The following is a 24472-nucleotide window of genomic DNA, read 5'->3' on the forward strand; positions in this document are numbered from 1 at the left end:
CAAGCTCCTTTCTCGAGCCCCCAAGGGAGTCCCATTTGCCAGCCCGGGGTAACGCACTGGATCACCGTTTTTCGGGAGCGGTTGCGGTGAGAGGCCATCCATTGGTCCCGCGCGCGGAAACAGGCGAAACGCGGAAGCCTCGGCGAGGCTTCCCTACCGGGGGGCTTCCCTACCGGGGGGCTTTCGACCCGCGGCTAGGGCGACCGGGGTTTGGGGAGTTACAGTTTCTGCGCGAAGTCGTCCTTGCTTTTCAAATCGAGGGCGAGGGCGGTGAGGAGGTCGATGGTTTGCTGGATGTCGCGGCGATGGGCGGTCTCCACCACCGAGTGCATGCAGCGCAGGGGGAGGGAGACGAGGGCGGAGGAGACGCCGCTGTGGACATTGTAGATGGAATCGGTGTCGGTGCCGGTGAAGCGGCCGGCGGCTTCGTGCTGCACGGGGACCTTGGCTTTGTCGGCTACTTGCAAGAGGCGCTCCACGAGCAGGGGGTGATTGGCTGCGCCGTGGGTCACGGTGGGGCCGCCGCCGAGGGTCACTTCGCCGTGTTGGGTGTGGTCGATATTGGGGGTGTCGGTGGCGTGGGTGACATCGACGCAGATGGCGGCGTCGGGCTGGAGGCGGTTGGTGGCCATGCGGGCTCCGTGGCCCCCGATTTCTTCTTGCACGGAGTTGAGGGCGACGATGGTCCAGGCGGGCTTTTGGCCGGAGGCCTTGATGGCCTTGAGCACTTGGGCATGGATGTAGCCGCCGATGCGGTTGTCGATGGCGCGGGAGACGATGAGGTCTTTGCCGAGCTCCATGGGGCCATCCAGATAGACGGCGGGGTGGCCGACCCGTAGGCCCATTTGGGCCACTTCTTCCTTGCTGCTGGCGCCGACGTCGACCCAGAGCTGGTGGACCTGGGGGGCTTTTTCATTGGCCAGGGAGTCGCGCCGCAGGTGGATGGCGGTGTTCCCGATGATGCCGTGGACCTCGTCCTTGTCGCCGAAGATGCGGATGCGGCGGCCGCGTGCGGTGGCGGCATCGGAGCCTCCCAGACGGTCGATGCGCAGGAAGCCTTCCTTGGTGACGTGCTTGACGATGTAGCCGATCTCGTCGGCGTGGGATTCGAGCATGAGGACTTTTTTGCTTTTGCCCTCAATGGTGGCCCAGGTGGAGCCGTAGGTGTCGCACTCCACGGCGTCGGCGTGGTCCTTGATGTAGTCGGCCCACACCCGCTGGCCGGGCATTTCCCAGCCGGTGGGGCTGGCGGTTTCGAGGAGTTTGAAGAGAAACTTTTGTTCGGTCTTGGTCATGGCAAAAGTCTTGACCCTGGGGGGCGCGAGGTCACGCCGAAAACTTTCGCTTGGCTCTTTGAGCGTCCTAGCGTCCCTTCGCGCGGTGCCTCTGCTTCTTGCTCTCTTTTTCCTCATCGCGCTGCTGTATTCCTCGGTCGGCTTTGGCGGAGGTTCCTCCTACACGGCGGTGCTGGCTTGGCAGGGGGAGAGTCCGGAGGTTATCCGGCTCGTTTCCCTGACCTGCAATCTGGTGGTGGTGCTCATCGGCGGGTGGGCCAGCCTCCGTGCCGGGCAAGTGCGGGCCCGCTTGCTGGGACCGCTCTTGGCGAGTTCCATCCCGGGGGTGTGGCTGGGGGCGCACTGGGAGATTTCCGAGCGGGCTTTTTTTCTGGTTCTGGGGCTGGCTCTGGCGGTGGCGGGGGGATTGTTGTTGGGCCGCTTTGCGGAAAGAGAGGAAAAGGCGCGTTCGCCCTGGCTGCTGCTGCCTCTCGGTCTGGGGCTGGGCTTTTTGGCAGGACTCACGGGCATTGGCGGCGGGATTTACCTCGTGCCGGTGCTGCATCTGCTTGCCGTGGGACGGGCGCGGGAGGTGGCGGCGGTGGGGACCTGGTTCATTCTGGTCAATTCCGCGGTCGGGCTCCTCGCCCTCGCTCCGGAGGCCGACTGGTCGCGCCCGGGGTGGTTTCCGCTCGTGGTCGCTGTGGGGGGACTCGTGGGCGCTCGCTTGTTGCAAGGGGTCTTCGCCCCTCATCTCATCCGCCGCTGGACGGGCTGTCTCATCCTGGTGGTGGCGGGAAGGTTGTTGTTTTTCCAATAATGTGAGATCATTCGGATTCAACCGCAGAGAAAGCAGAGGGGCCGCCGAGGGGAGATTTTCCCAAGAAAACTCACTGCCCTCTTTGCGGACCCCGCGTCTTGGCGGTTGAAAACCACTCTCATAGAATCAACATGCAATCGCCGTAGGAGAAGAAGCGGTAGCGCTCGGCGACGGCCTGGCGATAGGCCTCGAGGATGAGGTCGCGGCCGGCCATGGCGGAGACCAGCATGAGGAGGGTCGACTCCGGCAGGTGGAAATTGGTGAGGAGGGCGTCCACCGCTTTCAGCTGGCGGGGGGGATGGATGAAGATGTCGGTGGCTCCGCTGGCGGCGGCGGGGTAGTCGGCTTGCACCTCGGCGAGATGCTCCAGCACGCGGGTGACGGTGGTGCCGATGGCGATGGTGCGCCCGCTTTTTTCCCGGATGCGTCGGGCGGTGTCGGGCGAGAGGTGGTAGTTCTCGGAGTGCATGTGGTGCTCGCTGACGAGCTCGCTCTTGACCGGGCGGAAGGTGCCGATGCCGACGTGAAGGGTGAGGAAGGCGTGGGGGAGGCGGGCGAGGATCTCGGGGGTGAAGTGCAGCCCGGCGGTGGGGGCGGCGATGGCTCCTTCTTCCTTGGCAAAGGTCGTCTGGTAGCGGGTCTCGTCGAGCTTCTCAGGGTCGCGCTCCATGTAGTGGGGCAGGGCGAGGGCTCCGCGCTCCGGGTCGGGGGGGCGGTCCCAGGCGATGAGGCGATTGCCGTCGCCGTCGATCTCCTCCACCGTCCCGATGGCTGCGCCGACTTCCACCGTGCGACCGGGCTTCATTTTCTTGCCGGGGCGGACCAGGGAGCGCCAGCGCAGGGGGGAGAGTTCCTCCACGCGGAGGAGCTCGATTTTGCCATCATTGGAAAAGAAGCGGGCGGGCACCACTTTGGTATCGTTGAGCACCAGCAGGTCCTCGGGGGTCACGTAGCTGACGAAGTCCGCGAACTGGCGGTGCTCGATGGTGCCCCGGGTGCGGTCGACGACCATCATGCGCGAAGCGGTGCGATCTTCCAGGGGGTGGGAGGCGATGAGCTCCTCGGGCAAATCGTAGTGAAAGTCGGCGGTGCGCAGCATGGCGGCACTGGTAGAGTGATTTGCCGTCGGGGCCAAGCCGGAATGCGCGGCCACCTACTCGGGGACCACGCGGACTCTGGGGGGCTCGGGAAAGAGGGATTCCTCGCGGCGGGGGGCGGGCCGGGTGAAGGGGGTGTTTTGCCAGGTGGGATCGGCAATCGGACCTGTGCCACGGAATTGCAAGAGGCCGTCGAAACCGCTCAGATTCAGGGGCAAGGTGACGAGTTTGAGCAGGCCTTCGGTGTCCGCTCGGGCGGTCATGTCGAGGGTTTGTCGGGCCAGGTCGATGGCCCCCTCAGCCCGCACGGTGAGGGAATCGGTGGTGGTGAGAAAGTCGTCGGTGTAGAGGATGCCATTGCGGATAAGGAAGTTGGCGGAGGCGTCGCGGGCGGTCTCGTGGGAGGCGCGATCATGACCCTGCACCCCGGCGATGAGGGGGGAGAGGGGGCCGAAGACGGGGGCTTTGAAGAGTTCGCCTTGCTCCAGAGCAATGAGGCCGCTGCCGTTGAGGGTCTCGATGCGGTCAGCGGTGCCGAAGAAGGCGAGTCGCCCGGTGAGGAGACCCTTCTCGATACTATCAAATCCGTAGGTGTCGCCGAGGTCGGAGAGGCGGAGGCGGGTCCACTTCAGCTCGCCCCGGAAGTCAGGTTTTCCCGACTCTTTTTCCGGCAGGAGAATGCTGACTTCGCCCTCGATGGGGCCGGAGAAGGCGTAGGAGGAGAGTTCGCGCAGGTCGACCTGCTGGTGGTGGGTGTGGACGAGGACTGAGGTCTCGCGGAGTTCCACCGCTTTGCCGAGGAAGTCGTAGTAGAGCGGGGCGGGGGCGGAGAGGCGGGTGAGAAAGGAGGTTCTCTCGCCAGGCTCCCGGTGGTCGATGACTCCGGTGGAGGAAAAGGCGGGCGGTTCGCTGGCCCGGTAGGTGCGCTCGATGAAGGCAGCGACTTCGGGCAGAAACATGGCCAGCACGGCCGAGGGCCAGCAGACGCCGTGGAGGTGCTCGATGCGGGTGACCCCCTCGGCGTGATCGTAGCGGATGGCGTCCGCGCGCACGACGGCGCTCTCCGGTCCTCCGAAGCGCTGGAAGGACTTGGTGCCGGTGAGGTCGATCTCGACTTCCGGCTGGGAGTAAACGGCCTGCAGGGGAGTGAGATTGAAGGTGGCGGAGCCGTAGTTGAGAGGCGTGCCGTGGAAGCGGATATTCTCCACCACGGCACGTCCGCTGGCCGACCAGTCGGTGAGGTCGGAGGGGCGGATGCTGCCGGAGAGTTCGATATTGAGGCGGCTCTCTGGCGTGAACTCGGTGTTTTCGATGGTGTTGCGAATGTCGCCTTCTTTCTCGATGAAAGGGTCGAAGACCTTCGGGGGCAGAGTGGTGGTGGCCCGGTAGCGCACCACCTCGTTTTGGAAAAGAACCTGCCCGGCGAGTTCGCCCTCCGGGTGGCGGACTTGGAGATCACGCAGATAGAGATTGTTCTTTTGCCAAGAGAAATCGGTCTCGAGGGAGGTCCAGGTGGTGGCCAAAAAGCCCACCTGGGCCACCGCGAGGTGCCCGGTCAGGCGCAGCTCGGGCGGGGAGTCGGCAGGGAGGAAGACTTCGCCCCTGGCGGTCACGGTGGGGGCTTCGCGAAAGGTGACGCTTTCCAGGAGATCGTAGCCCAGGCCCTCGGCCAGCAGACGATCGAGGCGGGCGGTGGATTGGCTAGCGAAGCTGAGCTGGTGGGCGCGGAGATCGTAGATGCCGCTCAGGGTGAAGGGGCCGGCCTCATCATGGAAGGTGAACTCCTCGAGGTGAAGGGAGGAGGAATTGACCCGTCCGGAGAGGGCGAGGTCCTCCACGGTGTAGCGCAGCCGGGCCAGGCGGGGGGCGGAGAAATGAAAGCGGCCTTCCAGGGTGCCGGGGCGGGCGAGATTGCCGGAGATGCGCAGCTCGAGAGTGGGCAGGGCGTCCCCGGCCGGGGTCCAGTGGGCCACCTCGCGGTGAAGGGCGGCGACGAAATCTTCCAGGGGAACGTTTTTTTCGCCCTCGTCAGCTCCCTGCTTGGGGAGGGCGAAGTTTTGCAGGGAAAGGGACAACTGGAGATTGAGTTGGCCCAGCTGCCCGCTGGTGCTGGCAAAGGCCAAATCGCCAGTGGGAGAGAGGCGGGCGGTGCCGGTGAGTTGATCGAGGTGATGGGGTGCGCAGTGGTCGGGCAAGCGGATGAAGGCGTTCTCAAACTCTGCGGAGCGGATTTCCCACTGGCCGCGGAGAGCGAGACCCCGGTCGATATCCAGATTCATCCGCTCGGCGGAAGCGAGGAGGGTGGTGCGGTCGGCATCGCGGTAAATCTCCAGATCGTGGGCGATGAGCCCCTGGGTGAGGGAGAGATGCACTGAAGAGAACTCGGCATGGAGGCCGAATTCATCGAGTTGTTCCTGTAAGCGCTCGCCCCATTCGCCGGAGAAGCCGCCGCGATTGAGCTGCCAGAAGAGGATGGCACCCCCGAATAACGCCAGCAGCACAAGTCCGACAAAGGCGGACTGGCAGTGACGAAACCAAGGGCAGCGCATGATCTGGATGCTAGCACCGGATCAGGCTGTTGCAAAGGAGGGGAATCAGGCCAGGAGGTCTTTGATGACGCGGGCCTTCTTCACCCCGGTCAATTTTTCCTCCAGGCCATTGGAATTAATGGAGAGTTTGTTGTGGTCGAAGCCCATCTGGTGGAGGAGGGTGGCGTGGAAGTCGCGCACGTGGACTTCTTGCCCGGGGAGGGGCTTGTAGCCGAATTGGTCGGTTTCGCCGTAGCTGAAGCCGGGTTTGACCCCGCCGCCAGCCATAAAGATGGTGGCCGAGTTCGGATTGTGGTCGCGGCCGATGAAGGCCATTTTGCCACCGCCCCGGTTCTCCTGCATGGGGGTGCGGCCGAATTCACCCCCCCAGATAACGAGGGTCTCGTCCAAGAGGCCCCGTTGTTTGAGGTCGGTGAGGAGAGCGGAGATGGGTTGGTCGATGGAGCGGCATTTGTCCTGGAAGCCGTGGTTGAGGGCTTCGTTTTTGCCCGCGCCATGGGAGTCCCAGCCCCAATCGTAGAGTTGCACAAAGCGCACGCCGGATTCCGACAAGCGGCGGGCGAGGAGGCAGTTGTTGGCGAAGGATTCCTTCCCGGGGCGGGTGCCATACATTTCGTGAATGTGCTGGGGCTCGTCGGCGATATCCATCACGCCCGGCACGGAGGTCTGCATGCGGAAGGCCATCTCGTATTGCGCGATGCGGGTGAGGGTTTCGGGATCGCCGATTTCGGCATGGGCCTTGCGGTTGAGGTCATTGATGGCCTCGATGCTCTGGCCGCGCAGCAAGTGGCTGACTCCACGGGGATTGGTGGTGTTCAGGACGGGTTCGCCCACCGAGCGGCACTGCACGCCTTGATAGACGGACGGGAGGTGCCCGGCGGACCAGAGGGCGTTGCCGGCCCGGGGACGGCGGCCGCCGGAGAGGAGGACCATGAAGCCGGGCAGGTTTTCGTTTTCGGTGCCCAGTCCCCAGGTGACCCACGAACCGATGGAGCCATGGCCGAGGGCGGAATTGCCCGTTTGCATGACCAGTTGTGCGGGACCGTGGTTGAATTGGTCCGTCTTCAGAGTGTGCACGAAGCAGAGCTCGTCGACGTGCTTGGCGAGGTGGGGCAGCTGATCGGAGACATAGGCCCCGGATTGGCCATATTGCTGGAAGGAGAACTGGGGGCCGAGCATGCGGGGCACCCCTTGGATGAAAGCAAAGCGCTCGCCTTCGAGGAAGGAGGCGGGGCATTCCTGCCCGTTGTATTTGGCCAGCTCAGGCTTGTAGTTGAAGAGGTCCAGGGTGGAGGGGGCGCCGACCATGTGGAGGAAGATGACCCGCTTGGCCTTGGGGGCAAACTGCGCGGGCAAGGCGTCCAGGGGATTGGTGGCGCTGTGCTCAATGGAAAGGGCCCGGCCGAAGCCTTGCCCTTGCAGGGCCAACCAGAGGCCTCCCAAACCGGTCATGCCGTCGCGCAGGAAGTGCCGGCGGGTCTGATAGGTGAGTTGTTGGCGATGCTGTTCGCGCAAGAGGGTTTCGAGATTCATGGCGGTATGTTAGCGGGTGAGGAATTCGTCGAGGTTCAGGATGACCGAGGCCAACATGGTGCGGGCTGCCTCCTCGGGCGTGGCCTGCACCTCTTGGGCGAGCTCGGGGTCTTCTTGATAAGTTTGTAGGAAATTGTCGTGCGCTTGGCGCAGCTTGCCGACCACTTCGTCATCGGCCTGCTCGGTAGTCGCCAAGTGGTAGGCGTCGCGGATTTGCTGGCCCAGATCGCTTCCTTCCGTTTGCGGGAAAAAGCGGCGGGCGAAGTTCTGGGCCGCTTCGTAGAAGGCGGCATCGTTCATCGTCATCAGGGCCTGCAGGGGAGTGTTGCTCACCATGCGGCGTTGCTTGCAGAACTCGCGGGAAGGGGCATCGAAGGTGGCCATGCCGGGGAAGGGGATTTCCCGCTTGGCGTAGGTGTAGATCATGCGCCGGTAGCGCTCTTCGTCACCGGGCTTGGGCGTGTTCCACCTGTCGCCTCCTTGGAAGGGACGCCACACTCCTTCTGGGATGGGGGGGAAGGTGATGCTGCCAAAGCGCTTGTCACTGAGGAGGCCCGCCGCCTGCAAGGTGGCATCGCGCAGCATTTCCGCCGTCTGGCGTTGGCGAGGCCCGTAGGAGAGCCAGATATTGGTGGGGTCTGCCGAGCGGTGCTCGGGGCTCACTTGCGCCGTCTGGCGGTAGGTGGCCGAGAGCACGATTTCGCGGAGCACGGGCTTGCTGCGCCAGCCGTAGGTCTCCACGAACTGGGTGGCCAGGTAGTCGAGCAATTCGGGATGGCTGGGTTTCATCCCGACGGCACCAAAGTCTTCCAAAGTTTCCACCAGGCCCAGCCCGAAGAGCTGGTGCCAGAGACGGTTGACCCAGACCCGGGCGGTGAGGGGGTTCTCGCCTGAGACCAACCATTGGGCGAACTCCAGCCGGGTTGGCTCTTCGCTCGCAATGGGGGGCAGGCTGTCGGGGGTGCCGGGTGTGACGGCCTCTCCACGAGTCATCCAATTGCCGCGCACGAAAAGCCGGGTCTCGCGCTCCAGGCCGGGCTCGACGTCGTGCATGATGAGGGTGCGGGGGCCTTTCGCTCCATTGAGGGCCCCCTGATGATGCTGGATTTTTTTGGCCAAAGCGACCCGCTCGGGGCTCACCCCCTTCGTGATCCAGTCGGGATTATCGGTGAAGCTGAATTGGAAGCGGCGCACCACCATGGGCACGCTGCCCTCGTTGCCGAGGCGGCGGGTGTGGATGATTTCCAAGCGAAAGCGGTCGTCGGGCTGCACGCCGGTCAGGGGCTCCTTGAAGACGAGAGTCGCCCATTGCGGGTGAAAGAATTTGGTCATCACAGACCAGCCGTTGTCGCGGGAAGGATCCATGACCCCCCGAACGTAGCCCTGATTGTGGGCGACACTGGTGAAGACATCCTGAAAGGCAATGGCTTCGGTCTGCCCATCTGCCTGCACGCGATGCAGCTGGATGCTTTGGATGCCAAAGCCGGCTTCGCCCATGTGCCGGGCTTCAGCGAGGTCTTCCGGGAGGACGGTCACTCGCAGGGCGGTCAGAGCCTGGTCGGCATCGGTGGGGAGGGAAAAGTGGACCGTGTGTTTGGCGTCGCGACCGGGAGTGCCCACTGCCACGAAGTCGGGCTCACCCTGCTCAGTCTGGCGGGTTTCCCCCTTTAGCGAACTCCCGGTGGAGATAAACTCGGCATCCTGCGGTGCATACCAGCGGGAGTCCTCATTCAGGGCGAGATTGCTCTCCTGCAGCTCTTTCTCCACCTTTTGCAGGGCATTGAAGTGCTCCAAGACGCTTTGTCGTTCCTGCTCGCTGTCAGGCACCCGCAGGTGGATGTCGTGGGCATTGCGATCGCCGTCCCGAGTGTTGTTGAAAAGGGCGAGGGTCTCGAAGTATTCCTCGTGTTTGATCGGGTCGTAGGGATGGGAGTGGCATTGCACGCATTCCATGGTCAATCCCTGCCACACGTTGTAGGTGGTGGCCGCCCGATCCATGATGGCCGCGACCCGGAACTCTTCGTCGTCAGTGCCGCCCTCGCTATTCTGGGTGGTCAGGCGATTGAAGCCCGAGGCGATCAAGTCGTCCAAAGTCCGGTCGGGAAGCTGGTCCCCGGCCAGTTGTTTGATGGTGAATTCGTCGTAGGGGAGATCCTCCTCAAAGGCCTTGATGACCCAGTTGCGATAAGGGTAGACCTCGCGGCGATTGTCGATCCCCAGCCCCTCGGAGTCGGCGTAGCGTGCCAGGTCGAGCCAGACCGAGGCCCAGCGTTCGCCATAGGCCGGGCTCGCCAGGAGGCGGTCCACTACCTTGGCCTCGGCTTGTTCAGAGTCATCAGCCAAATAGGCCTCCAGTTCGTCGGCGGTGGGGAGCAGGCCAGTGAGGTCCAGCGTCACCCTGCGCAGCCATTCCCGGCGACTGGCCGGGGCGGCGGGGGAGAGGCCCTTTTCCTGCATGCGGGCCAGCACGTAGCGGTCGATATCGCCCCGGGCCCAATCGCCGCCCACCTCGGGAGCAGGATCAGCTTCCACGGCGGTGAAGGACCAATGGCCCGACCACTCCGCCCCTTCTGCAATCCACTGGCGAAAGAGGGCCACCTCGTGCTCCTCCAAGGGCGGTCCATGTTTGGCCTGGGGCATGATGTCGTCGTCCCCGGGGGGCAGGGTGATGCGGCGCATCAACTCCGATTCCTCGGGTTTGCCTGGCACGATGGCCATCTCACCCGAGTCCCCTTCTTTCAGCGCCCGCTCGCGGTAGATGAAGGAGAGTCCTCCGGCTTCTTTCACCCCCCCATGGCAGGCGGTGCAGTGTTTGACAAAGAGAGGATTGATCTCTTCGGCAAAGTCGATCTTGGCCTGCACCAGGGGCGCAAGCAGGAGAGAAGCGAGAGCAAAGTGGGTCTGAGGCATAAAACAAAGTGAACGTCAGAGGCGTGGTTTTTTCCCTGTCAAAAGAAATGACAGGGTGGCACCAAGATAAGCGGTTTTACGAGTTGAACAACGGATTCTTACAAGTTCCCGTTGCCACGTGGCAGCTTTTTTCGCTTTCGAAGGAGAAAGTTGCCGACCTGCTTTGGAAGAGCGTTTGGGAGAACTCTTTTTCTGCGGTGGGCCTTCAGGTCCAGTCGCTGCTCTGGTCTTGGTAGTGCTCTTCTTTCCAGACCGGTAAGCGGTTTTTGAGCTGTTGGGCGAGGTAGTCGCAGGCAGCGAACGCTTCCGGCCGATGAGGGGAGGAGGCCGCGATAACTACGGCGATTTCGCCCACCGGGAGGCGCTCTCCAACGCGATGGGTCGCGGCCAAGCCCTCCACTTGAGGAAATTTTTCCCGCGTCTCCTGCACCAGTTTGGCTCCCTCCGCTTCGGCGAGGACGGGGTGGGCCGAATAGCTCAGAGCCTCCACCTCTTTCCCTAAATGATGATTCCGCACGCGCCCTTCAAAGACCACCAAGGCTCCCGCTGAAGGACTCTCCACCAGTGCTATCACGCCATTCCGGTCGATCGGGGAAGAGGAAATTGTAAACATCATTGTCGTCTTTTTACCTAAAAAATGTCGTCCCTTCCTTATCCTCCCGCAAAGGGGGGGAGAAAGGCGACTTGGGCACCCGGGGGGAGGGGAGTCGTCCAGTCCACAAATTCGTCGGCCAAGACCGGCTTGACGGTATCGAGGTCGAGGCTCAGCCGGTGTCGCAGGCGGACTTCTTCATAGAGCCCGGCACAGGTCGCGGCCTGCGTCTGCACAATTTCCTCGGCGGCGGGGGCTTCACTACTGAGTTTGCCGTAGTAGGTGATGGTGGCCTCCTTTCTGACGAGGCCTTCTCTGGCGAGCAAGGTCAGCTCGTGGAGATGCTCGGGCCGATTGGCGTTGTCCAGGGCCAGCGGGTTGGGAAGGGCGAGGCCTTGGGGCTTGAGGGATTCGAGAAACTTTCGGGCGCAGCGGCCTCCTTGAGCCAGATATTCTGTCAGTTTCACCCCTGCCTCCGGTTGATAGAGGGTGCACAGGGGCTCGGGGCGACCATCGAGGCGGCTGAGAAAGCAGCTCGCCATGGCGCTGGCATCTGCATGCGCCAGCAGGGCCGCGAGGGTGGGGTCGTCGAAGAGAGGGAGATCGCAGGCCAGGACCAGCCACGCGGATTTGGGATCGTGGGCAAAGGCCGCCTCCAGCCCACCCAGGGGGCCGGGATTGCTGGTGAGGTCGCGAATCACCGGCCGCTGGAAGGAGCGCTGTTCTTCCTGGGCCACCGAGAGAAAAATCTCCGGCACCCGGGGTGCAAGCACGGCAAGGAGTCTTTCCAGAAGGGTCTTTCCCTCGAACTCCAGCTGGGCTTTGTCCTGACCCATGCGGCGGGACTTTCCGCCCACGAGGACGAGCGCTTTGATTGGGAAGGCGAGAGACATTACGAAAAAGGAACGGGCCGCGAGGCTAGGACCTTCCCCCGGCGAGTCCAGCTTTTCCTCCATCCCGCCCGCAGCGAGGGCTGTGGCGTGGAGGGTGAGCGTGCTTGCGCATCTTCCTCATGCCAGGTCAGAAGAAGAGGGCTTAGCCGAGAAGGACGGCTTCCTGAGGGCGTGGAGTGTGGCGGTGGGGGCAGCGTTGGTTTAGGCCCATTGGGGTGAGGGGGAGGGGCTGGCAGGGGGGCGTTTGGGGCTGGGGGTGAGGTGGCGGGTGACGAATTGTTCAGCCAATCCGAAGGAAAGGGTCATCCCGGTGCCGCCGAGGCCGGTGCGCAGATGGACGCCGGGGAGGGGAGAGGGGAGGTCGAGGATGGGTTGCCCGGGGATCTTGCCGTAGATGCCGTGCCAGCGGCGGGCGATTTGCCAACGGGGGAACTCGAAGTGTCGGCGGAGCTCGGTGAGGATGAGGTCGTCGATTTCTTCCCGGTCGAAGGGGGTGATCTCGGTCCCGTATTCATGGGAGTCGCCAAGAACGAGGCCTCCGGTGGCATCTTGGGAGGCCATGACGTGGATGCCGTAGCGGTCGAGCAGGGGGGTCTCGTGGGCGACGCGGTCGATGAGAGCATGCTGGCTGGAGCAAATGCGAAAGTTCTCGTAATGGCGGAGGGTGAGGCCGGTGGCGGGCATGGGGCCGAGGTCGAAGGCGGGTCCCTGGGGCACGGTGCGCATCATTTGCAGCTTGGTGAGGCGGATGGAGCTGGTGGTGAGCAGGTCGGGAAAGAGGGCTTCCAGCTCTGCTCCGCTGCAGAGGAGGATTTGGTCATAGGGATGGTGGTGGCGGTCGGCGGTTTCTAGTGAGCCTTCGGCGATGCTGGTCACGCGGGTGTTCCAGCGGAAGCGCACGCCGAATTTGTCCTGCAGGTAGCGGGGCAGGAGTTGGGCTACTTGGCGGGGGTCGATGTTGACTTCGGTGGGGGAGTAGAGGCCGGCTTGGGTGATGCCCTTTTTGACCACCGGGGAGCGGGCTTCCACTTGGGAAGGGGAGAGGAATTGGACTTGGTAGCCGAGGGCGGGAGCGAGGTCGGCGAATTCGCGCAGCACGGTGGCTTCGTCTTCGCGGCTGGCGAGATGGAGGGAGCCGCAGAGGCGGTGGTAGGCTCCCATTTCGGCGAGGATCTCCAGCCAGATTTCGCGGGAGCGGAGGGCGAGGGGGTAGAGGTCTGCGGTTTGGCCGATGGACCAGAGCATGCCAAAGTTGCGGATGCTGGCTCCTTGGGGGGAGGGAGAGCGTTCGAAGACGGTGACCTGGTGGCCTTGGCGGGCGGCGAGAAGAGCGTGGGAGAGGCCGGCGATGCCGGCTCCGATGATGGCAATGGTCATGGTGGCTGAGGCGAGGTGTGGTAGCGGGAGGATACAATCTTCTTCTTGGATTTTTGCAAATATATCTTACAAAAACGCAGGGAAATGGCGTTGTTGGAAAAGAGATACAAGGTGGGGGTGCGGTTGATTGATTGGGCCCAGGGGTTCGGGAACCGAATCTTTGGGGGGATTTTGGATTTTTTGCGGGAGGGGCATGAGTTCGAGCTTGAGTTCGAGCAGCCGAGTGGGGGGGATTTGCCGAAGGTTAAGATTGATGCCGATTGGGAGGGGGATGGGTTGTTGGTTTTTCGCTACACGGCGGCGGAAGCGCGGGCTTGGGCTGAGAAGGGCATCCAGGTGGTTAATCTGAGTGTGGAGCAGCCGACGGGGGGGCCGCATTTCCCGCGGGTGACCATGGATAATGTCTTCTGTGGTCGTCAGGCGGCCGAGCGCTTCAAGCGACTGGGGCTGCGCCAGTTCGTCTATTGGCATGATCCCAACCGGACGTATTCTGCCGAGCGTTTGCAGGGCTTTCGGGAGGCTTTGCGGGAGGATGGTTTTGATTGCGAGGTTCTTTCGGTGCCGGCTGCGACTTATCCGAAGCGGACGCGGGCCAGGCAGGTGGCGCAGGCGGGGTGGCGGCAGTTGGCCCCTCTGGAGCCCCCTTATGGGATTTTTGCCAAGGATGATATTGCGGCGGTGTGTGCGGTGCGGGTTTTGGCCCAATTGGGGGTCAAGGTTCCCGGTGATGCGGTGGTGCTGGGGGTGGCTGATGATATCGTGTATTGTCATGCCACCAATCCGCCTTTGAGCAGTTTGCGCTTTCCGGGGAAAAAGATTGGTTATGAGGCGGCGAGTTTGTTGTATCGCCAGATGTCGGGCTATGGGGTGGCCAGTCATTCGCGGGTGTTGGTGCCTTCGCCCGGGGTGGTGGAGAGGGAGAGCACCGGGATGGTGACCCTTGCGGATGAGCTGGTGCGGCGGGCGGTGGAAATTATGCGCGAGGAGGTGGTGCAGGGGGGGCTGACGGCGGGCGAGCTGGCCCGTCGGCTGGGGGTGTCGCGGGAGCAGCTGCGTCTGCGTTTTCATGCGGTCTTCGGGCATGGGCCCAAGCAGGAAATGGATGCCATCCGGGCGGCTAGGATTCAGGATTACCTCATTGGCACGGGCTTGACTCTGCAGGCGATCGCCGAGCGCACGGGCTTCGGTGCTCAGGATGAGCTGTGCCGTTTTTTCAAGAGAGTGACGGGAGATCAGCCGGGAGTGCATCGCAAGAGTCGGTGAAGGGCGGGGGGGACAAGGTCTACCGTTTTTCCCGGAGGAGATGGACCTTGATGGCCTGGCGTTGGTCGCTGCCATCGCAGCGGTAGCAGATGATTTGTTGTCGGAAGGCGGGGAGAACGGGAATCTCGCTGCGAAAGGCGGTTTCTTGCTGCTTTCCCTCTCGGGAGGTGATTTCGAGGTGGGCGGTCGCTTTTTTTTCGGAAAAAGAGAGGAGGATGAACTTGCCGGGCGGGAGAGGATGGACGGTCTCTTGCCAGCGAAGGGTCAAGGTCCGGTGCGAGATGTTGATGAGGCGACAGGAGTTGGCGGGGATGGCGCCAGGGTGGTTGGGGAGGGGGAGGGTGCGCACTTCGTCCCAGAGGAGGCCGCCCCGCCAGAGGAGGGTGAGGGTGGCGGGACCAGCGAGATAGGGGACGCGGCACCAGGGGCTGCCGTCGGGATGCCTGAGGGTGAGGGTGCCATTGTCCGGGGCTGGGGGGAGCTCGATGGGCGGGCTGAGGCTGCGCAGCCGGAGGAGGAGACGATTCCCGGGGGCGTCGTCTGCGCCGGGGAGAAGGAGGGTGGGCGGGGGGATGGTGCCGGGAGCGGGAGCGACCTCGTAGCGGGCGTCTTCCCGGATTTCCTGCTCGAAGGGGGGATGAACGCCGAGGGGGAGGAGGCTGAGGGTGCGGGGTGGGCGAGCTTCGCCCTCCGGCTGCCCCAGCAGGGAGAGGGATGAGATGGCCAGAAGGAGAAGGGTTTTCATGGACAAAGAACCGCCCCGTCGGTGGGTGGACGGGGCGGTGGCAGGAGGTGGTCGTTAGTCTTTGCGTAGAGTGAAGTGGTCGAAGAGGCGACCCTCGAGGTCGTAGGCTTTGACATCGAGCTCGCCGCCGAAGCAGGTGACGTAGCTGAAGTGGTGGCCGGTTTTGATCTGCCGCTGGAAGGTGGGGCGGTAGGGGCCAAAGCGCTCGAGTCCGCCGCCCGCGCCACCCGTGATCAGATAGAGGGTGCCGTCTTTTTCCACCGGTTGTCCGGCTCGCAGGAGCCAGGTGCGTTCGTAGGAGTGGATGTGGCCATTCCAGACGATGTCGACTCCGTGTTTGTCGTAGAGGGTGATGAGCTGTTTGGCATTGCGGTCGCCATTGGTGGCCTCGGAGATGGGGCGCTTCCAGTCGTTGCCGTAGTCGTCATCCGAGGAGTGGGGGGGATGGTGATGAACGGCCATTTTCCACTTGGCTGTGGAGGCGGCGAGTTCTTTGTCTAGCCACTGGTATTGTTCGCTATCGGGGGCGAAAGATTTGTTGCTGTCGAGCATGAAGAACTGAACATCGCCCTGGGTGAAGGTATAGAAATACTCTGGCTCCGGCAGGTGCATGTAGTGGTAGTAGTGATCCGCGTTTTGCTCGTGGTTGCCCAGGACGGGGTAGAAGGGGACGCGGGAGATGAGGGGGTCCATATTGGCGAAAAAGTGGTCCACCCAGTGGCTTTTGTTGCGGCCGGTGGTGACGAGGTCTCCTCCCATGATGAGAAAGTTGGGGCGAAATTCCCAGGCGGCTTTGGCGAGCTGGTTGACGACTTGGGGATTGGCTTGAGCGTCGCAAAAGACGGTGAAGGCGATGGGAGAGCCGGGCTTGGTCGCAGTCTGGAAGGTAGAGACTTCGGTGATGTTTGCGGACTCTTCGTCGGGGGACTCGGTATGGTAGTAGTAGAGCATCTCCGCTTCGAGCCCGGTGAGGGTGATTTCGTGGAGAGTTGTTTCTTCCTCTTCTTCGAAGCGTTGGTCGCAATCGGAGCCCAAGCCCCAGTGGAGGATGCCTTTGCAAGGGTGGGCGGTCTCCCACATGATGGTGGCTTCGTTCTGGCGCACCCATTGCAGATAGGGCTTCACCACGATGCCGGGAGGAGCTGGCACGGGAGCTTCCGCTTCTTGTTTGGCGAGCTCTTCGCCTTCGGCAAATTGTTTGGCGACCCAGGAGGGGTTGGCGCAGTAGTGGAAGAGCTTGCAGAGGCCGAGGCGGCCCTCGTGGGGGTAGTTTTCGTTGGAGTCGTGATAGCCGCCGATCCAGGCTTGCTGGAGGTTCTCGGGCCAGAGAATTTTGCCCGATTGGACCTCACTTCGGGCCGCCTCGGTGCCATCGAAGTAGAGGGTCAGCTCGATGCCGTCATAGGTGGCGACGAGGTGATGCCACTTGCCGACGGTGTAGGGCGTTTTCCCTTGCAGATAGGTCATCTTGCCATCGCCATCGTCAGCGCCTTCAGTGGCCAGTCCGACGTAGGGGCGTTGGCGGTTGTAGCCGAGAACGAGGCCTTTTTCCCGGTCGCCATTGTCTTCCAGAGCGGAGAAGAGGGCACCCCAATCCTGGGGCTCATCGATGGTGAACCAAGCTGCCAGGGTGAACTCTCGGGTGGGCAGGAGAGAGGGGAGTTCTTCGCTCTTGGCGAGGAGGAGGTGGGGTTGCCGTCCTTTGTCAAAGCGGAGGCCAAGTTGACCGCTTTCGTTGGCGAGCGGTCTGGTGGCAAGTTGCAGGGGAGGTCCGAACTGGGGTTTCAGCACGGGGGGGGAATTTTCCTCGCTGCCGGCGACCAGCAGACGGGGGCTGAATTTGTAGAAGAGGGCGGGATCAGGAGTTTCCTCGTGGGCGTGCAAGGTCGTTGCCAGGCAGAGTAGGCGTAGGATGGTTTTCATAGTTGGTGTGTTGTTGGAAAGTTGGAAAAAGAAGGCCGCCGCACTGGGGCGCGGCGGCCTTGTTGGATGGCCGGGAAAGGTTTAGCGGCGTTCGACGCGGATGAAAGCCTTGGGAGGGGCTTGGGTAAGGAGTTCCGTGAAGTTGACCGAGCGGGTGGTGCTGCCCTCTTCGCCGACGATATTTTCGTAGCCGGGAACATCCGTCCATTCCACGAGGTCGGGGGACCAGGTGAGCTTGTAGGCGACGGTACTCGCCGAGGTCCAGGTGAGGGTGACAGCACCGGCACTGATGGTGTAGTCGGTGATGGCGAGAATGCCGCCGGGCACCTCGGCAGTTACGGCGATGTTGTCGAGGGCCCACCACCAGTTGTTGCCGGCGTCGACAAGGGAGAAGCGGACGAGCATCTCGGAGGCTCCGGAGGGGGCATTGACCGGGAGGCTGACGTGCTCGTTGGTGGCATGGTCCTTGTATTCCGGGTCGTTGGCGTCGGATTCAAAGATGAGGAAGGGCAGCCAAGTGGCCCCGCCATCGAAGGAGAGCTCGGTCTGGCCGCGCTGATTGACTTCCGGACGCCAGGAGGAGTCGAAGGAGAGCACCAGGGAGCCTTCTTCGGCCCCGGCCAAGGAGATGGCCGGGGTGGTGAGGTAGGTGTTGTAGCTGCCGGCCGCGTGTGCCGCGTCATCCCATTCATCCGGATCGGCGACCATGACGGTGCCGGAGGCATTGGTGAAGTCGCTGCGCTGCTGATCGTCGACCGAGGCCCACCAGAGGCGGTCGGCGAAGGACCAGCCGGCCCACTCGGTGATGCCATCATTCTCGGTGCCAAAGCCGGGCACGCCCGAGTTGTCCGCCACCCAGCCGCTGGGGGGAGTCTGCGTCCAGACTCCACTGGCGGCGGGAGAATCGTCCACCGAATCTCCCAGGGGAAGGGACTCGAAGTCTTCGCTGAAGAGGACCACGGGAGAGTGGTCCACGTAGACGGTCACGAGCGCTTCCTCACTGAAGAGCACCCCGATGGAGCCCTGGCCATTGTCACTGCGGGCTTCCACCGAGTAAAAAGCGTTTTGCGAGGCTCCGCTCGCCGGGAAGCTCAATTGGGCTCCTGTTTCTCCTTCCAGCAACTCGCGGGTTGGGGAGCCCACCTCGCGGCGATACCATTGATAGGTCACGGGGAAGGCGCTGTCGGCTTGCGCTTGCAGGGTGACGGGCTCGCCGGCTTGCACAAGGGTGGAGACCGGCTGCAGGGAGAAGACCATGGGAACCACCGAAAGGGTTGCGGTGCGGCTGCTCACGCTGCCATATTGGTTGGTCACTTCCAGGCAATAGCGGCCCGTGACGGATTCGAGTTCGGCTTCGAAGTAGGCCAAAGTCATCTGAGTCTCGTATAGGCCGGTCTCGTTGTTGAGCTGCTGCAGGGTGAAGGCCCGGTCGGGATTGTTGCCCGCTCCATTGTTCGCTCCCGCGATGGCCTCTTTGATTTCCGGAGTGGCCGGGTTGTTGTCATGATCGACGAATTTATACCATTGGTAGGACAGCTCTGGATCATAGCTGTGGACATTGACGTCCAGAAAGGCGTCGAGCCCTTCCACCACCGCATTATCACCCACTTTATCGGCAGGTTGTTGGGCAAAAAGAGCGGGGAGGATTTGGAGGCTGGCACAGAGCTCGATACCTCCCGCCGGGTTGCTGATGGTGACCGCGTAGTCTCCGACATCATCGGTGCCGGGCTCGGCGATGGTGAGGCGGTTGACCGGATCGTCGATGTTGTCCGAGCCCACCGGAGCTCCCCCGGGTCCCGTCCAGTCGTAGGTGAAGGTCCCGATGCCGTCGGCCTGGGCCTCGAAGACCACCGCGCCACCGCCGGCCAGGACGGTGTGGCTCTGGGGGGCGACGAGGACATCGGCGGGCTCGCTGCCACTGAAGACGAGCAGGTTGTCCACTGCCCACCACCAGTCGTTGTCGGCCTGGGGCATGTGGAAGGTCAGCTCCATGGAGCTGGCTCCCGCCGGGTTGGGAATGGCCAGGAGGACGCTTTCGTTTTCGGCATCGGGATGGAAGATGCCATCCCCCTCGTCCACGGTGTCTCCCGAAAAGGAGTTCCAGTGCAGGAGTCGTTCACGCTCGCCTCCATCGAAGGAAACCCAAATGATGGCCATTTGGGAGTCCTCGGGTCGCCAACTACTTGAGAAGCGCAACTGCAGGGTCCCGGCTGTCGCTCCCGAGATATCGATGGGCGGGGAGGTCATCTCGCTATCATAATTGACGACGGTGGCAAAGAGGGGCGGGTTTTCAGGAAGCGAGGCCTTGGAGGCTTCTCCTTGGGAGGCTCCGCCGAGGTCGTCCCATTCATCGGGATCGACGATGGCCGCGACACAGGCCGAGCGGGTGAATTGGGCGCGATTCTGGTTGCCGGCGGTGCTGCTCCACCAGGCGGGGTCGGCGAAGTTCCAGCCCTCCCACTCCTCCACCCCAACCTCGGCATTGCCCACTCCATTCACCCCGCTGCGGTCGACGGTCCATCCGCTGGGAGCGGTGGCGGACCAGACCTTGTCCACGAAGGGCCCTGCCCCGGTGAGGGAGCCTTCTTGCACGGGAAATCCCAAGGCCACCGAGTCGAAGTTTTCCATAAAATAGACGGTGGTTGGCTCCACGGGGAGGATGTCGACCGCGACCGGAGAGCTGCTGGTGGTGGTGTCCCCGGAAGTGACCTCGACGGCATAGAGTCCGCTGTCCCCGGGTTGGCTATTGGAGAGCGCGAGTTCCTGCTGGGTCGCCCCGGCGATGATCGTTCGCTCTTCTCCTTCGATCCGATACCACTGGTAGCTGGCGACGCCGCCCTGGGTTTCCAGTCCGGCGAGGGTGATATTGGAGCCGGCATAGTAGGTTCCCCCGGCGGGTTGCTGGGTGATGACCACATCGGCATTGAAGATTTCGACATTGTCGATGGCCCACCACCAGTTGTTGTTACCCTTGTGGTAGAATTCCACCGTTGCCGAGGTGGCCCCGGCAGGGTTGTTGAGGGCGAGGGTGAGGGCTTCGCTGAAGGCGGTGCTCTTGTTGTCTCCGTTCCAGTCGAGGACGGTGTAGGTCACCGGGAATTCTGCCCCTTCGCCCTGATAGGTCACCTTCACCTGACCAATCTGGGGCTCGGCCTGCCAGCTGGAGTCAAAGGAAAGATAGAGAGATTGGGGGACGCTGACGGTCGCCAAATCGACGGGAGGGAGCTGCAGGGTGGACTCGAAGGCGGCACTGGCGAGGTCGTCATATTCGTCGCTATCGGCCACGAGGATCGCTCCTTCTCCGGCGGTGAAGTTCGCCCGGCCTTGGTCGCTGGCTGTGGCCACCCAGGAGGCCGGGTCCATTGCCCGCCAACCATCGAACTCGGTGGGGCCTCCTTCTTCATGTCCGGGGCCATAGGTCTGGCTCCAGCCATTCGGGAGCTGCTCGGTCCAGTCCGTGCCATCGCCATTCCCTTCTCCTGCGGAGACAAAAGGACCGAAGGCGGAGGTGAGGCTGTCGAAGTTCTCGCTGAGCAAGGTGGCAGCCTGCGCTGTGGGGAGGAGGGCTGTCGTCGTGACAAAGCCCAACATTTGATAAGTTTTCATGGTGAGTGTGAGAGTGCTTCGGGAAAGCAGAAGTTATCCTTTGCTTGCTGCAGCCCGCTTCGCAAAGGGGAGTTGAGTGACAAAAAAATCAGTGTCGGAAATGTCTATCTTCATTTGCGAAATCGCCAATTAACTGTGCGTTTTCGCCACTGAATTTGCAGAGAAAAGTGGCTACTTTGGAGGAGTCTCACCAGTGGAAGGTCCCGCTATGAAAACGACGACGATTCGGAAGAAAGCAAGATGGCGCAGTGAAGGGCAGGGGTTCAGCCTGGTCCTCGTGGTCACCCTGATGATCCTACTTTCCCTGATTGCGATGGGGATTCTGGGGTTGGGTGCGAGTGTCCTGCGGGGTAGTGCCAGTGAGGCAGGGCGGCAATTGGCGCGGGCCAATGCCCGGCTGGCACTCCAGCTGGCGATTGCCCGTTTGCAGGAATCGCTGGGGCCGGACCAGAGAGTCTGTGCCCGGGCCGATTTGCTTCGTGAGCGGGCCGAGATGGAGGAACTCAATTGGGTCGGGGTGTGGCGAACAACCGACCAGGAGGGAGAGTCCTATTGGAAGCGGACCGTGCGGGATGGCGGACTGACGGATACCCGGTTTTTCAGCGGCAACAGCTGGAGCCCGGAGGACGAGGTGCTGGATTGGCTCGTCTCCGGTCCCCGTGGGGAAGGGTCGGCCCCTGATCCTCAGCGGGGGGTGCAAGGACAAGCCGTGGCCCTGGTGGCTGCGGGCAGCATTGGCGACGAAGCCGCCGCCGGGGTGAGCGCTCCACGGGTGCCGGTGCGCATGGGGGAGGGTGAGGACTTGTGGGAACGAGGGGGCTATGCCTGGTGGGTGGGCGACCAAGGAGCGAAGGCCAATGTGGGCAGCCCCGACCGGCTGGAGATGGCCGGGAAGACTTCTCTCACCCGTCACTATCAGCGCGCTGGAGCCCAGGATGTGGAGTTGTGGGGTGAGGATGTGGCACCGGAGCGGAAGGCCCGCTTGGTGGGAAGGACGGGCCTTTCTCTGGTGGGACTGGATCCGCAGGCGAGTTTCCACGATTTGACCACCGCGTCGGCGGGACTATTTGTCAATACCCGGGAGGGTGGGTTGCAACGGGACTTGACTTGGTATCTCCATGGCAAGGGGCGGCGGGCGGAGGATTTGCGGGACGGCACGACGGTCGTTTCCGCAGGCATCGCGGACTCGGATCGGCTGGTGGGTCCGGCTAATAACGAGGAGGCCATGCGTGCGGGATTGCGCTTGTCCACGGTCAAATCCCACCTCATCGCTCCGACTTTCCGTTCGCTGCGCACATGGAGCGAACTGGCTCAGGAGGGGGGAACAACCCGCGACGCTCTCTTTTCGGCGGAGGAAGCGAGGCCTGGTGCGATGGCGGACGCCTACGATCACTCCAACCCCCGTCCGGTGGCATTGCAGGACCTCAGCCACCAGAGCCTTCGTCCGGTCCTGGTGGAGGGGTCCATCTACTACGGCTTGAGCTACTATGCGGACCCGAATCCTGCCCCGGCTGGGCGTGTTCCATCTTCCGGAGAGGAGTTTCCCGCCCGCAACTACCGCCTGCGCATCCATCTCTTTCCCCGCGTGGTGTTATGGAATCCCTATAACGTCTCCCTCCGCGTGCCGGAGACAGCCCTGGCTCTCCTCGTCAACGGGGCCAAGTGCATTGAGGCCACTTATCAGGATGGCTCGATGGAGCGGTTCAAGATGTATCTGGGGCGCACTCATGTTAATGAGCAAACGGGGGGCATGGGAGGTTCCGCCCAGCAGGGAACGCTTTACTTTCATTTGGCTTCTACCGTGATTCCTCCCGGGGAGAGTTTTCTCTTTTCTCCGCCTGACGGGCAGGAGTATTCCGAGCGGAAGGTGGGCCGCAACGTGCTCGTTCCGACCGCGCCCGATACCACGCGCAATTTCTATCTGTCGCTGCGCCCGGATGCCGACAACAGCACCCAGGTCTTCCGGCGGGTCACGCCTCCGGCCATTGGCCCCGATGGGGAAACCTTGCAGCACTTGAATGGGTCTCTGCGCCTTCCGGTGTTGAGCTTTCGCGAGGTGGCCGATGGGGTGCAGGCCGATGACTATCGGATGCTGTGGAAGCATGGGGTGCGGGGCAAAGACTGGACGCCGGAGGATTTCGACACTTGGCCCATGGCCCAGTTTGTCTCCTGCGCGCTGCAATACGGCGACAACCGGGAGCTCCCGGTGGTCTGGGCCGAGCAGCTGGGGGTGCCGGTGGTGGCTACCCAGGCCCACAATCCGCTTTTCTCCCAAGTGCCCGATCGACGAACGCGCGATGGCTTCCGCATGCGGTGGTTTCGCGAGACGGTGAGCAATGAGCGGGGCTCGGGAATCCTGGCGGAGACTTCCCACTTCCAGGATGCGCAGATGGCCAATTGGAACATGCGGGGATCGTATTCACTGCGGACGCCGTGGGAGAATGTGACAGACACGACCCCGGCCTTTTTCGGAAACTACACCCGCGACCTTTTTGATGAGGTGGTCAGCTACGACAGTCTTCGTCCCTTTGGAGTGAATGCTTTTCCTTTCGGCACACCGGGGGAAGGGCCGGAGCGGCTGATCCTCTTCGAGCTACCGGCGGCGGAGGCTGATATCCTGTCCTTGGGGGCCTTCCAGCATGCCAATCTTTCCGAGCTCATGTGGGCCCCCTCCTTTGTGGTGGGGAATTCCCTGGCCGACCCCCGCATCACTGACCCCCGGGGCACGGAGCTGGAGGCAAAGTCGGTGAATAATCGCCAGACCAATGGCTGGAACCGCTACACCATTGGCTGGGATGATAGCGGGGAGGGACGCTCGGACGACCCCGACAAATGGGCCTTCTACGCTCGTCACCTGATGCAAAACCTTCCCGAGAGCAAGCCCCGGGGAGAGGACGTCAATCTCCTCTACGATCTGAGCTACGAGGTGAACCATACGTTGTGGGATCGCTTTTTCCTCTCCACCGGGGGCGAGTGGGAAAAGAAGGATTTCGTGAAGAATCCGGCCAAGAGCCCTCTGCCCAACAGTCGGCTGCTTCTCTTGGGCGCAGGGAACGAGGACGACACCTTTGCGCGCCTCAACGACTGCCACTTTGCGGCGGGCTCCCTGATGTTGGAGGGAATGTTCAACGTCAATTCTACGAGTGTGGAGGCTTGGAAGGCGGTTCTTTCTTCCAATAAAGGAACGGATCAGCGGGCGGGCGAGGGGGTGCCCTTCGGGCGGCTGTTGCGCGCCCCGGCAGGTTCTCGTCAAGCGGGCGAGGCCGGGTCCGAAGATTCCTTTGCCGGGACCCGGGTGCTGGACGAGCAGGAGGTCACCTCGTTGGCTGAGGCGATGGTGGAACAAGTGCGCGCGCGCGGCCCCTTCCTGAGTCTGAGCGACTTCGTCAATCGTCGGCTGGTCAATGCGGAGGAGGGCAAAAAGGGGGCTTTGCAAGCGGCCATCGATCAATCCGGGATCAATGGCTCCTTCGAAGGAACTTACGAATTGAACAATGAGGAGGAGCTTCCCGACTATCGCCACCCCGACAATATTTGGGATGCCACCCGTCTCAATCAGACTTTGAAGCCGGATACCGTGGCTTGGGGAGTGCCGGGATTTCTCACCCAGGCGGATGTGCTGCAGGTCATTGGGATGGGGCTCTCCGCCCGATCGGAGACTTTTCTGGTGCGGGCCTACGGCGATGCCAAAAACAAGGCTGGGCAGGTGATTGCCAAGGCCTGGTGTGAGGCCACCGTGCAGCGTTTCCCCGAGCCGGTGGAGCCGGATAGCCATGGTCTCAATCCTCTGGTCAAAGAGCGTGGTGAGATCGATTGGGGGCGTCGCTTCCGCCTCACCTCCTTCCGCTGGCTGCGCGAGGAGGAGGTGTGAGAAAAAAATCCACTAGCAA

General features: G+C 62.7%; 14 protein-coding genes. 3 read left to right on the forward strand and 11 right to left on the reverse strand.

The annotated features are described in order from the left end of the window. Positions 1 to 218 precede the first annotated feature (218 nt). On the reverse strand, positions 219 to 1295 hold the full coding sequence (locus JIN78_RS11185; RefSeq protein WP_200392059.1) for a M20/M25/M40 family metallo-hydrolase: 1077 nt from the start codon (positions 1293 to 1295) through the stop codon (positions 219 to 221). Between the two features lie 85 nt (positions 1296 to 1380). Between JIN78_RS11185 and JIN78_RS11190 the strand changes: the two genes are divergently transcribed. Beyond that, positions 1381 to 2094, forward strand: coding sequence for a sulfite exporter TauE/SafE family protein (locus tag JIN78_RS11190; RefSeq protein WP_200392060.1), 714 nt, complete (start codon positions 1381 to 1383; stop codon positions 2092 to 2094). A gap of 118 nt (positions 2095 to 2212) precedes the next feature. Here the strand turns inward: JIN78_RS11190 and queA are convergent, their stop codons facing one another. The 7 genes from queA to JIN78_RS11225 form a co-directional block, all read right to left on the reverse strand. Next, positions 2213 to 3190 carry a tRNA preQ1(34) S-adenosylmethionine ribosyltransferase-isomerase QueA gene (gene queA / locus JIN78_RS11195; protein WP_345778149.1) on the reverse strand — a complete coding sequence of 326 codons (978 nt, stop codon included), beginning with the start codon at positions 3188 to 3190 and terminating at the stop codon, positions 2213 to 2215. 57 nt (positions 3191 to 3247) lie between these two features. Then, entirely contained in the window at positions 3248 to 5740 is a 2493-nt protein-coding gene (locus JIN78_RS11200) for an AsmA-like C-terminal region-containing protein (protein ID WP_200392062.1), read from the reverse strand. Between the two features lie 45 nt (positions 5741 to 5785). Then, positions 5786 to 7273, reverse strand: a complete 1488-nt coding sequence (locus tag JIN78_RS11205; RefSeq protein ID WP_200392063.1) for a DUF1501 domain-containing protein — start codon at positions 7271 to 7273, stop codon at positions 5786 to 5788. A gap of 9 nt (positions 7274 to 7282) precedes the next feature. Continuing rightward, positions 7283 to 10183, reverse strand: a complete 2901-nt coding sequence (locus tag JIN78_RS11210; protein WP_200392064.1) for a PSD1 and planctomycete cytochrome C domain-containing protein — start codon at positions 10181 to 10183, stop codon at positions 7283 to 7285. A gap of 205 nt (positions 10184 to 10388) precedes the next feature. Then, positions 10389 to 10799 carry a molybdenum cofactor biosynthesis protein MoaE gene (locus tag JIN78_RS11215; RefSeq protein WP_234037945.1) on the reverse strand — a complete coding sequence of 137 codons (411 nt, stop codon included), beginning with the start codon at positions 10797 to 10799 and terminating at the stop codon, positions 10389 to 10391. 35 nt (positions 10800 to 10834) lie between these two features. Continuing rightward, entirely contained in the window at positions 10835 to 11668 is an 834-nt protein-coding gene (locus JIN78_RS11220; RefSeq protein ID WP_200392065.1) for an NTP transferase domain-containing protein, read from the reverse strand. A 201-nt stretch (positions 11669 to 11869) separates the two neighbouring features. After that, on the reverse strand, positions 11870 to 13045 hold the full coding sequence (locus JIN78_RS11225) for a TIGR03364 family FAD-dependent oxidoreductase (RefSeq protein WP_200392066.1): 1176 nt from the start codon (positions 13043 to 13045) through the stop codon (positions 11870 to 11872). An 84-nt stretch (positions 13046 to 13129) separates the two neighbouring features. Between JIN78_RS11225 and JIN78_RS11230 the strand changes: the two genes are divergently transcribed. Beyond that, complete coding sequence (locus JIN78_RS11230; RefSeq protein WP_200392067.1) at positions 13130 to 14308, forward strand: substrate-binding domain-containing protein; 1179 nt, start codon at positions 13130 to 13132, stop codon at positions 14306 to 14308. Positions 14309 to 14327: 19 nt separating this feature from the next. Here the strand turns inward: JIN78_RS11230 and JIN78_RS11235 are convergent, their stop codons facing one another. The 3 genes from JIN78_RS11235 to JIN78_RS11245 all read right to left on the reverse strand — a co-directional run bounded on the left by JIN78_RS11235 (position 14328) and on the right by JIN78_RS11245 (position 20582). Beyond that, positions 14328 to 15053 carry a hypothetical protein gene (locus JIN78_RS11235; protein ID WP_200392068.1) on the reverse strand — a complete coding sequence of 242 codons (726 nt, stop codon included), beginning with the start codon at positions 15051 to 15053 and terminating at the stop codon, positions 14328 to 14330. A 54-nt stretch (positions 15054 to 15107) separates the two neighbouring features. Beyond that, entirely contained in the window at positions 15108 to 16976 is a 1869-nt protein-coding gene (locus tag JIN78_RS11240) for a LamG-like jellyroll fold domain-containing protein (RefSeq protein ID WP_200392069.1), read from the reverse strand. 81 nt (positions 16977 to 17057) lie between these two features. Next, complete coding sequence (locus JIN78_RS11245) at positions 17058 to 20582, reverse strand: immunoglobulin domain-containing protein (protein ID WP_200392070.1); 3525 nt, start codon at positions 20580 to 20582, stop codon at positions 17058 to 17060. A gap of 208 nt (positions 20583 to 20790) precedes the next feature. Here JIN78_RS11245 and JIN78_RS11250 point away from each other — a divergent pair, with 208 nt between their 5' ends. Beyond that, the gene (locus tag JIN78_RS11250; RefSeq protein ID WP_200392071.1) at positions 20791 to 24453 is read left to right on the forward strand and encodes a hypothetical protein; all 3663 of its coding nucleotides are present in this window, start codon (positions 20791 to 20793) and stop codon (positions 24451 to 24453) included. Positions 24454 to 24472: the final 19 nt, after the last annotated feature.

Origin of the sequence: Roseibacillus ishigakijimensis, assembly GCF_016595415.1 — a bacterium.
In the GTDB taxonomy this organism is placed as follows: Bacteria; Verrucomicrobiota; Verrucomicrobiia; order Verrucomicrobiales; family Akkermansiaceae; genus Roseibacillus; species Roseibacillus ishigakijimensis.

Bases quoted from the DNA above. Each gene is read 5' to 3' on its own strand.
- JIN78_RS11185 (WP_200392059.1), bottom strand. From the start codon at position 1,295: ATGACCAAGACCGAACAAAAGTTTCTCTTCAAACTCCTCGAAACCGCC.
- JIN78_RS11200 (WP_200392062.1), bottom strand. From the start codon at position 5,740: ATGCGCTGCCCTTGGTTTCGTCACTGCCAGTCCGCCTTTGTCGGACTT.
- JIN78_RS11205 (WP_200392063.1), bottom strand. From the start codon at position 7,273: ATGAATCTCGAAACCCTCTTGCGCGAACAGCATCGCCAACAACTCACC.
- JIN78_RS11210 (WP_200392064.1), bottom strand. From the start codon at position 10,183: ATGCCTCAGACCCACTTTGCTCTCGCTTCTCTCCTGCTTGCGCCCCTG.
- JIN78_RS11215 (WP_234037945.1), bottom strand. From the start codon at position 10,799: ATGATGTTTACAATTTCCTCTTCCCCGATCGACCGGAATGGCGTGATA.
- JIN78_RS11220 (WP_200392065.1), bottom strand. From the start codon at position 11,668: ATGTCTCTCGCCTTCCCAATCAAAGCGCTCGTCCTCGTGGGCGGAAAG.
- JIN78_RS11225 (WP_200392066.1), bottom strand. From the start codon at position 13,045: ATGACCATTGCCATCATCGGAGCCGGCATCGCCGGCCTCTCCCACGCT.
- JIN78_RS11230 (WP_200392067.1), top strand. From the start codon at position 13,130: ATGGCGTTGTTGGAAAAGAGATACAAGGTGGGGGTGCGGTTGATTGAT.
- JIN78_RS11235 (WP_200392068.1), bottom strand. From the start codon at position 15,053: ATGAAAACCCTTCTCCTTCTGGCCATCTCATCCCTCTCCCTGCTGGGG.
- JIN78_RS11240 (WP_200392069.1), bottom strand. From the start codon at position 16,976: ATGAAAACCATCCTACGCCTACTCTGCCTGGCAACGACCTTGCACGCC.
- JIN78_RS11245 (WP_200392070.1), bottom strand. From the start codon at position 20,582: ATGAAAACTTATCAAATGTTGGGCTTTGTCACGACGACAGCCCTCCTC.
- JIN78_RS11250 (WP_200392071.1), top strand. From the start codon at position 20,791: ATGAAAACGACGACGATTCGGAAGAAAGCAAGATGGCGCAGTGAAGGG.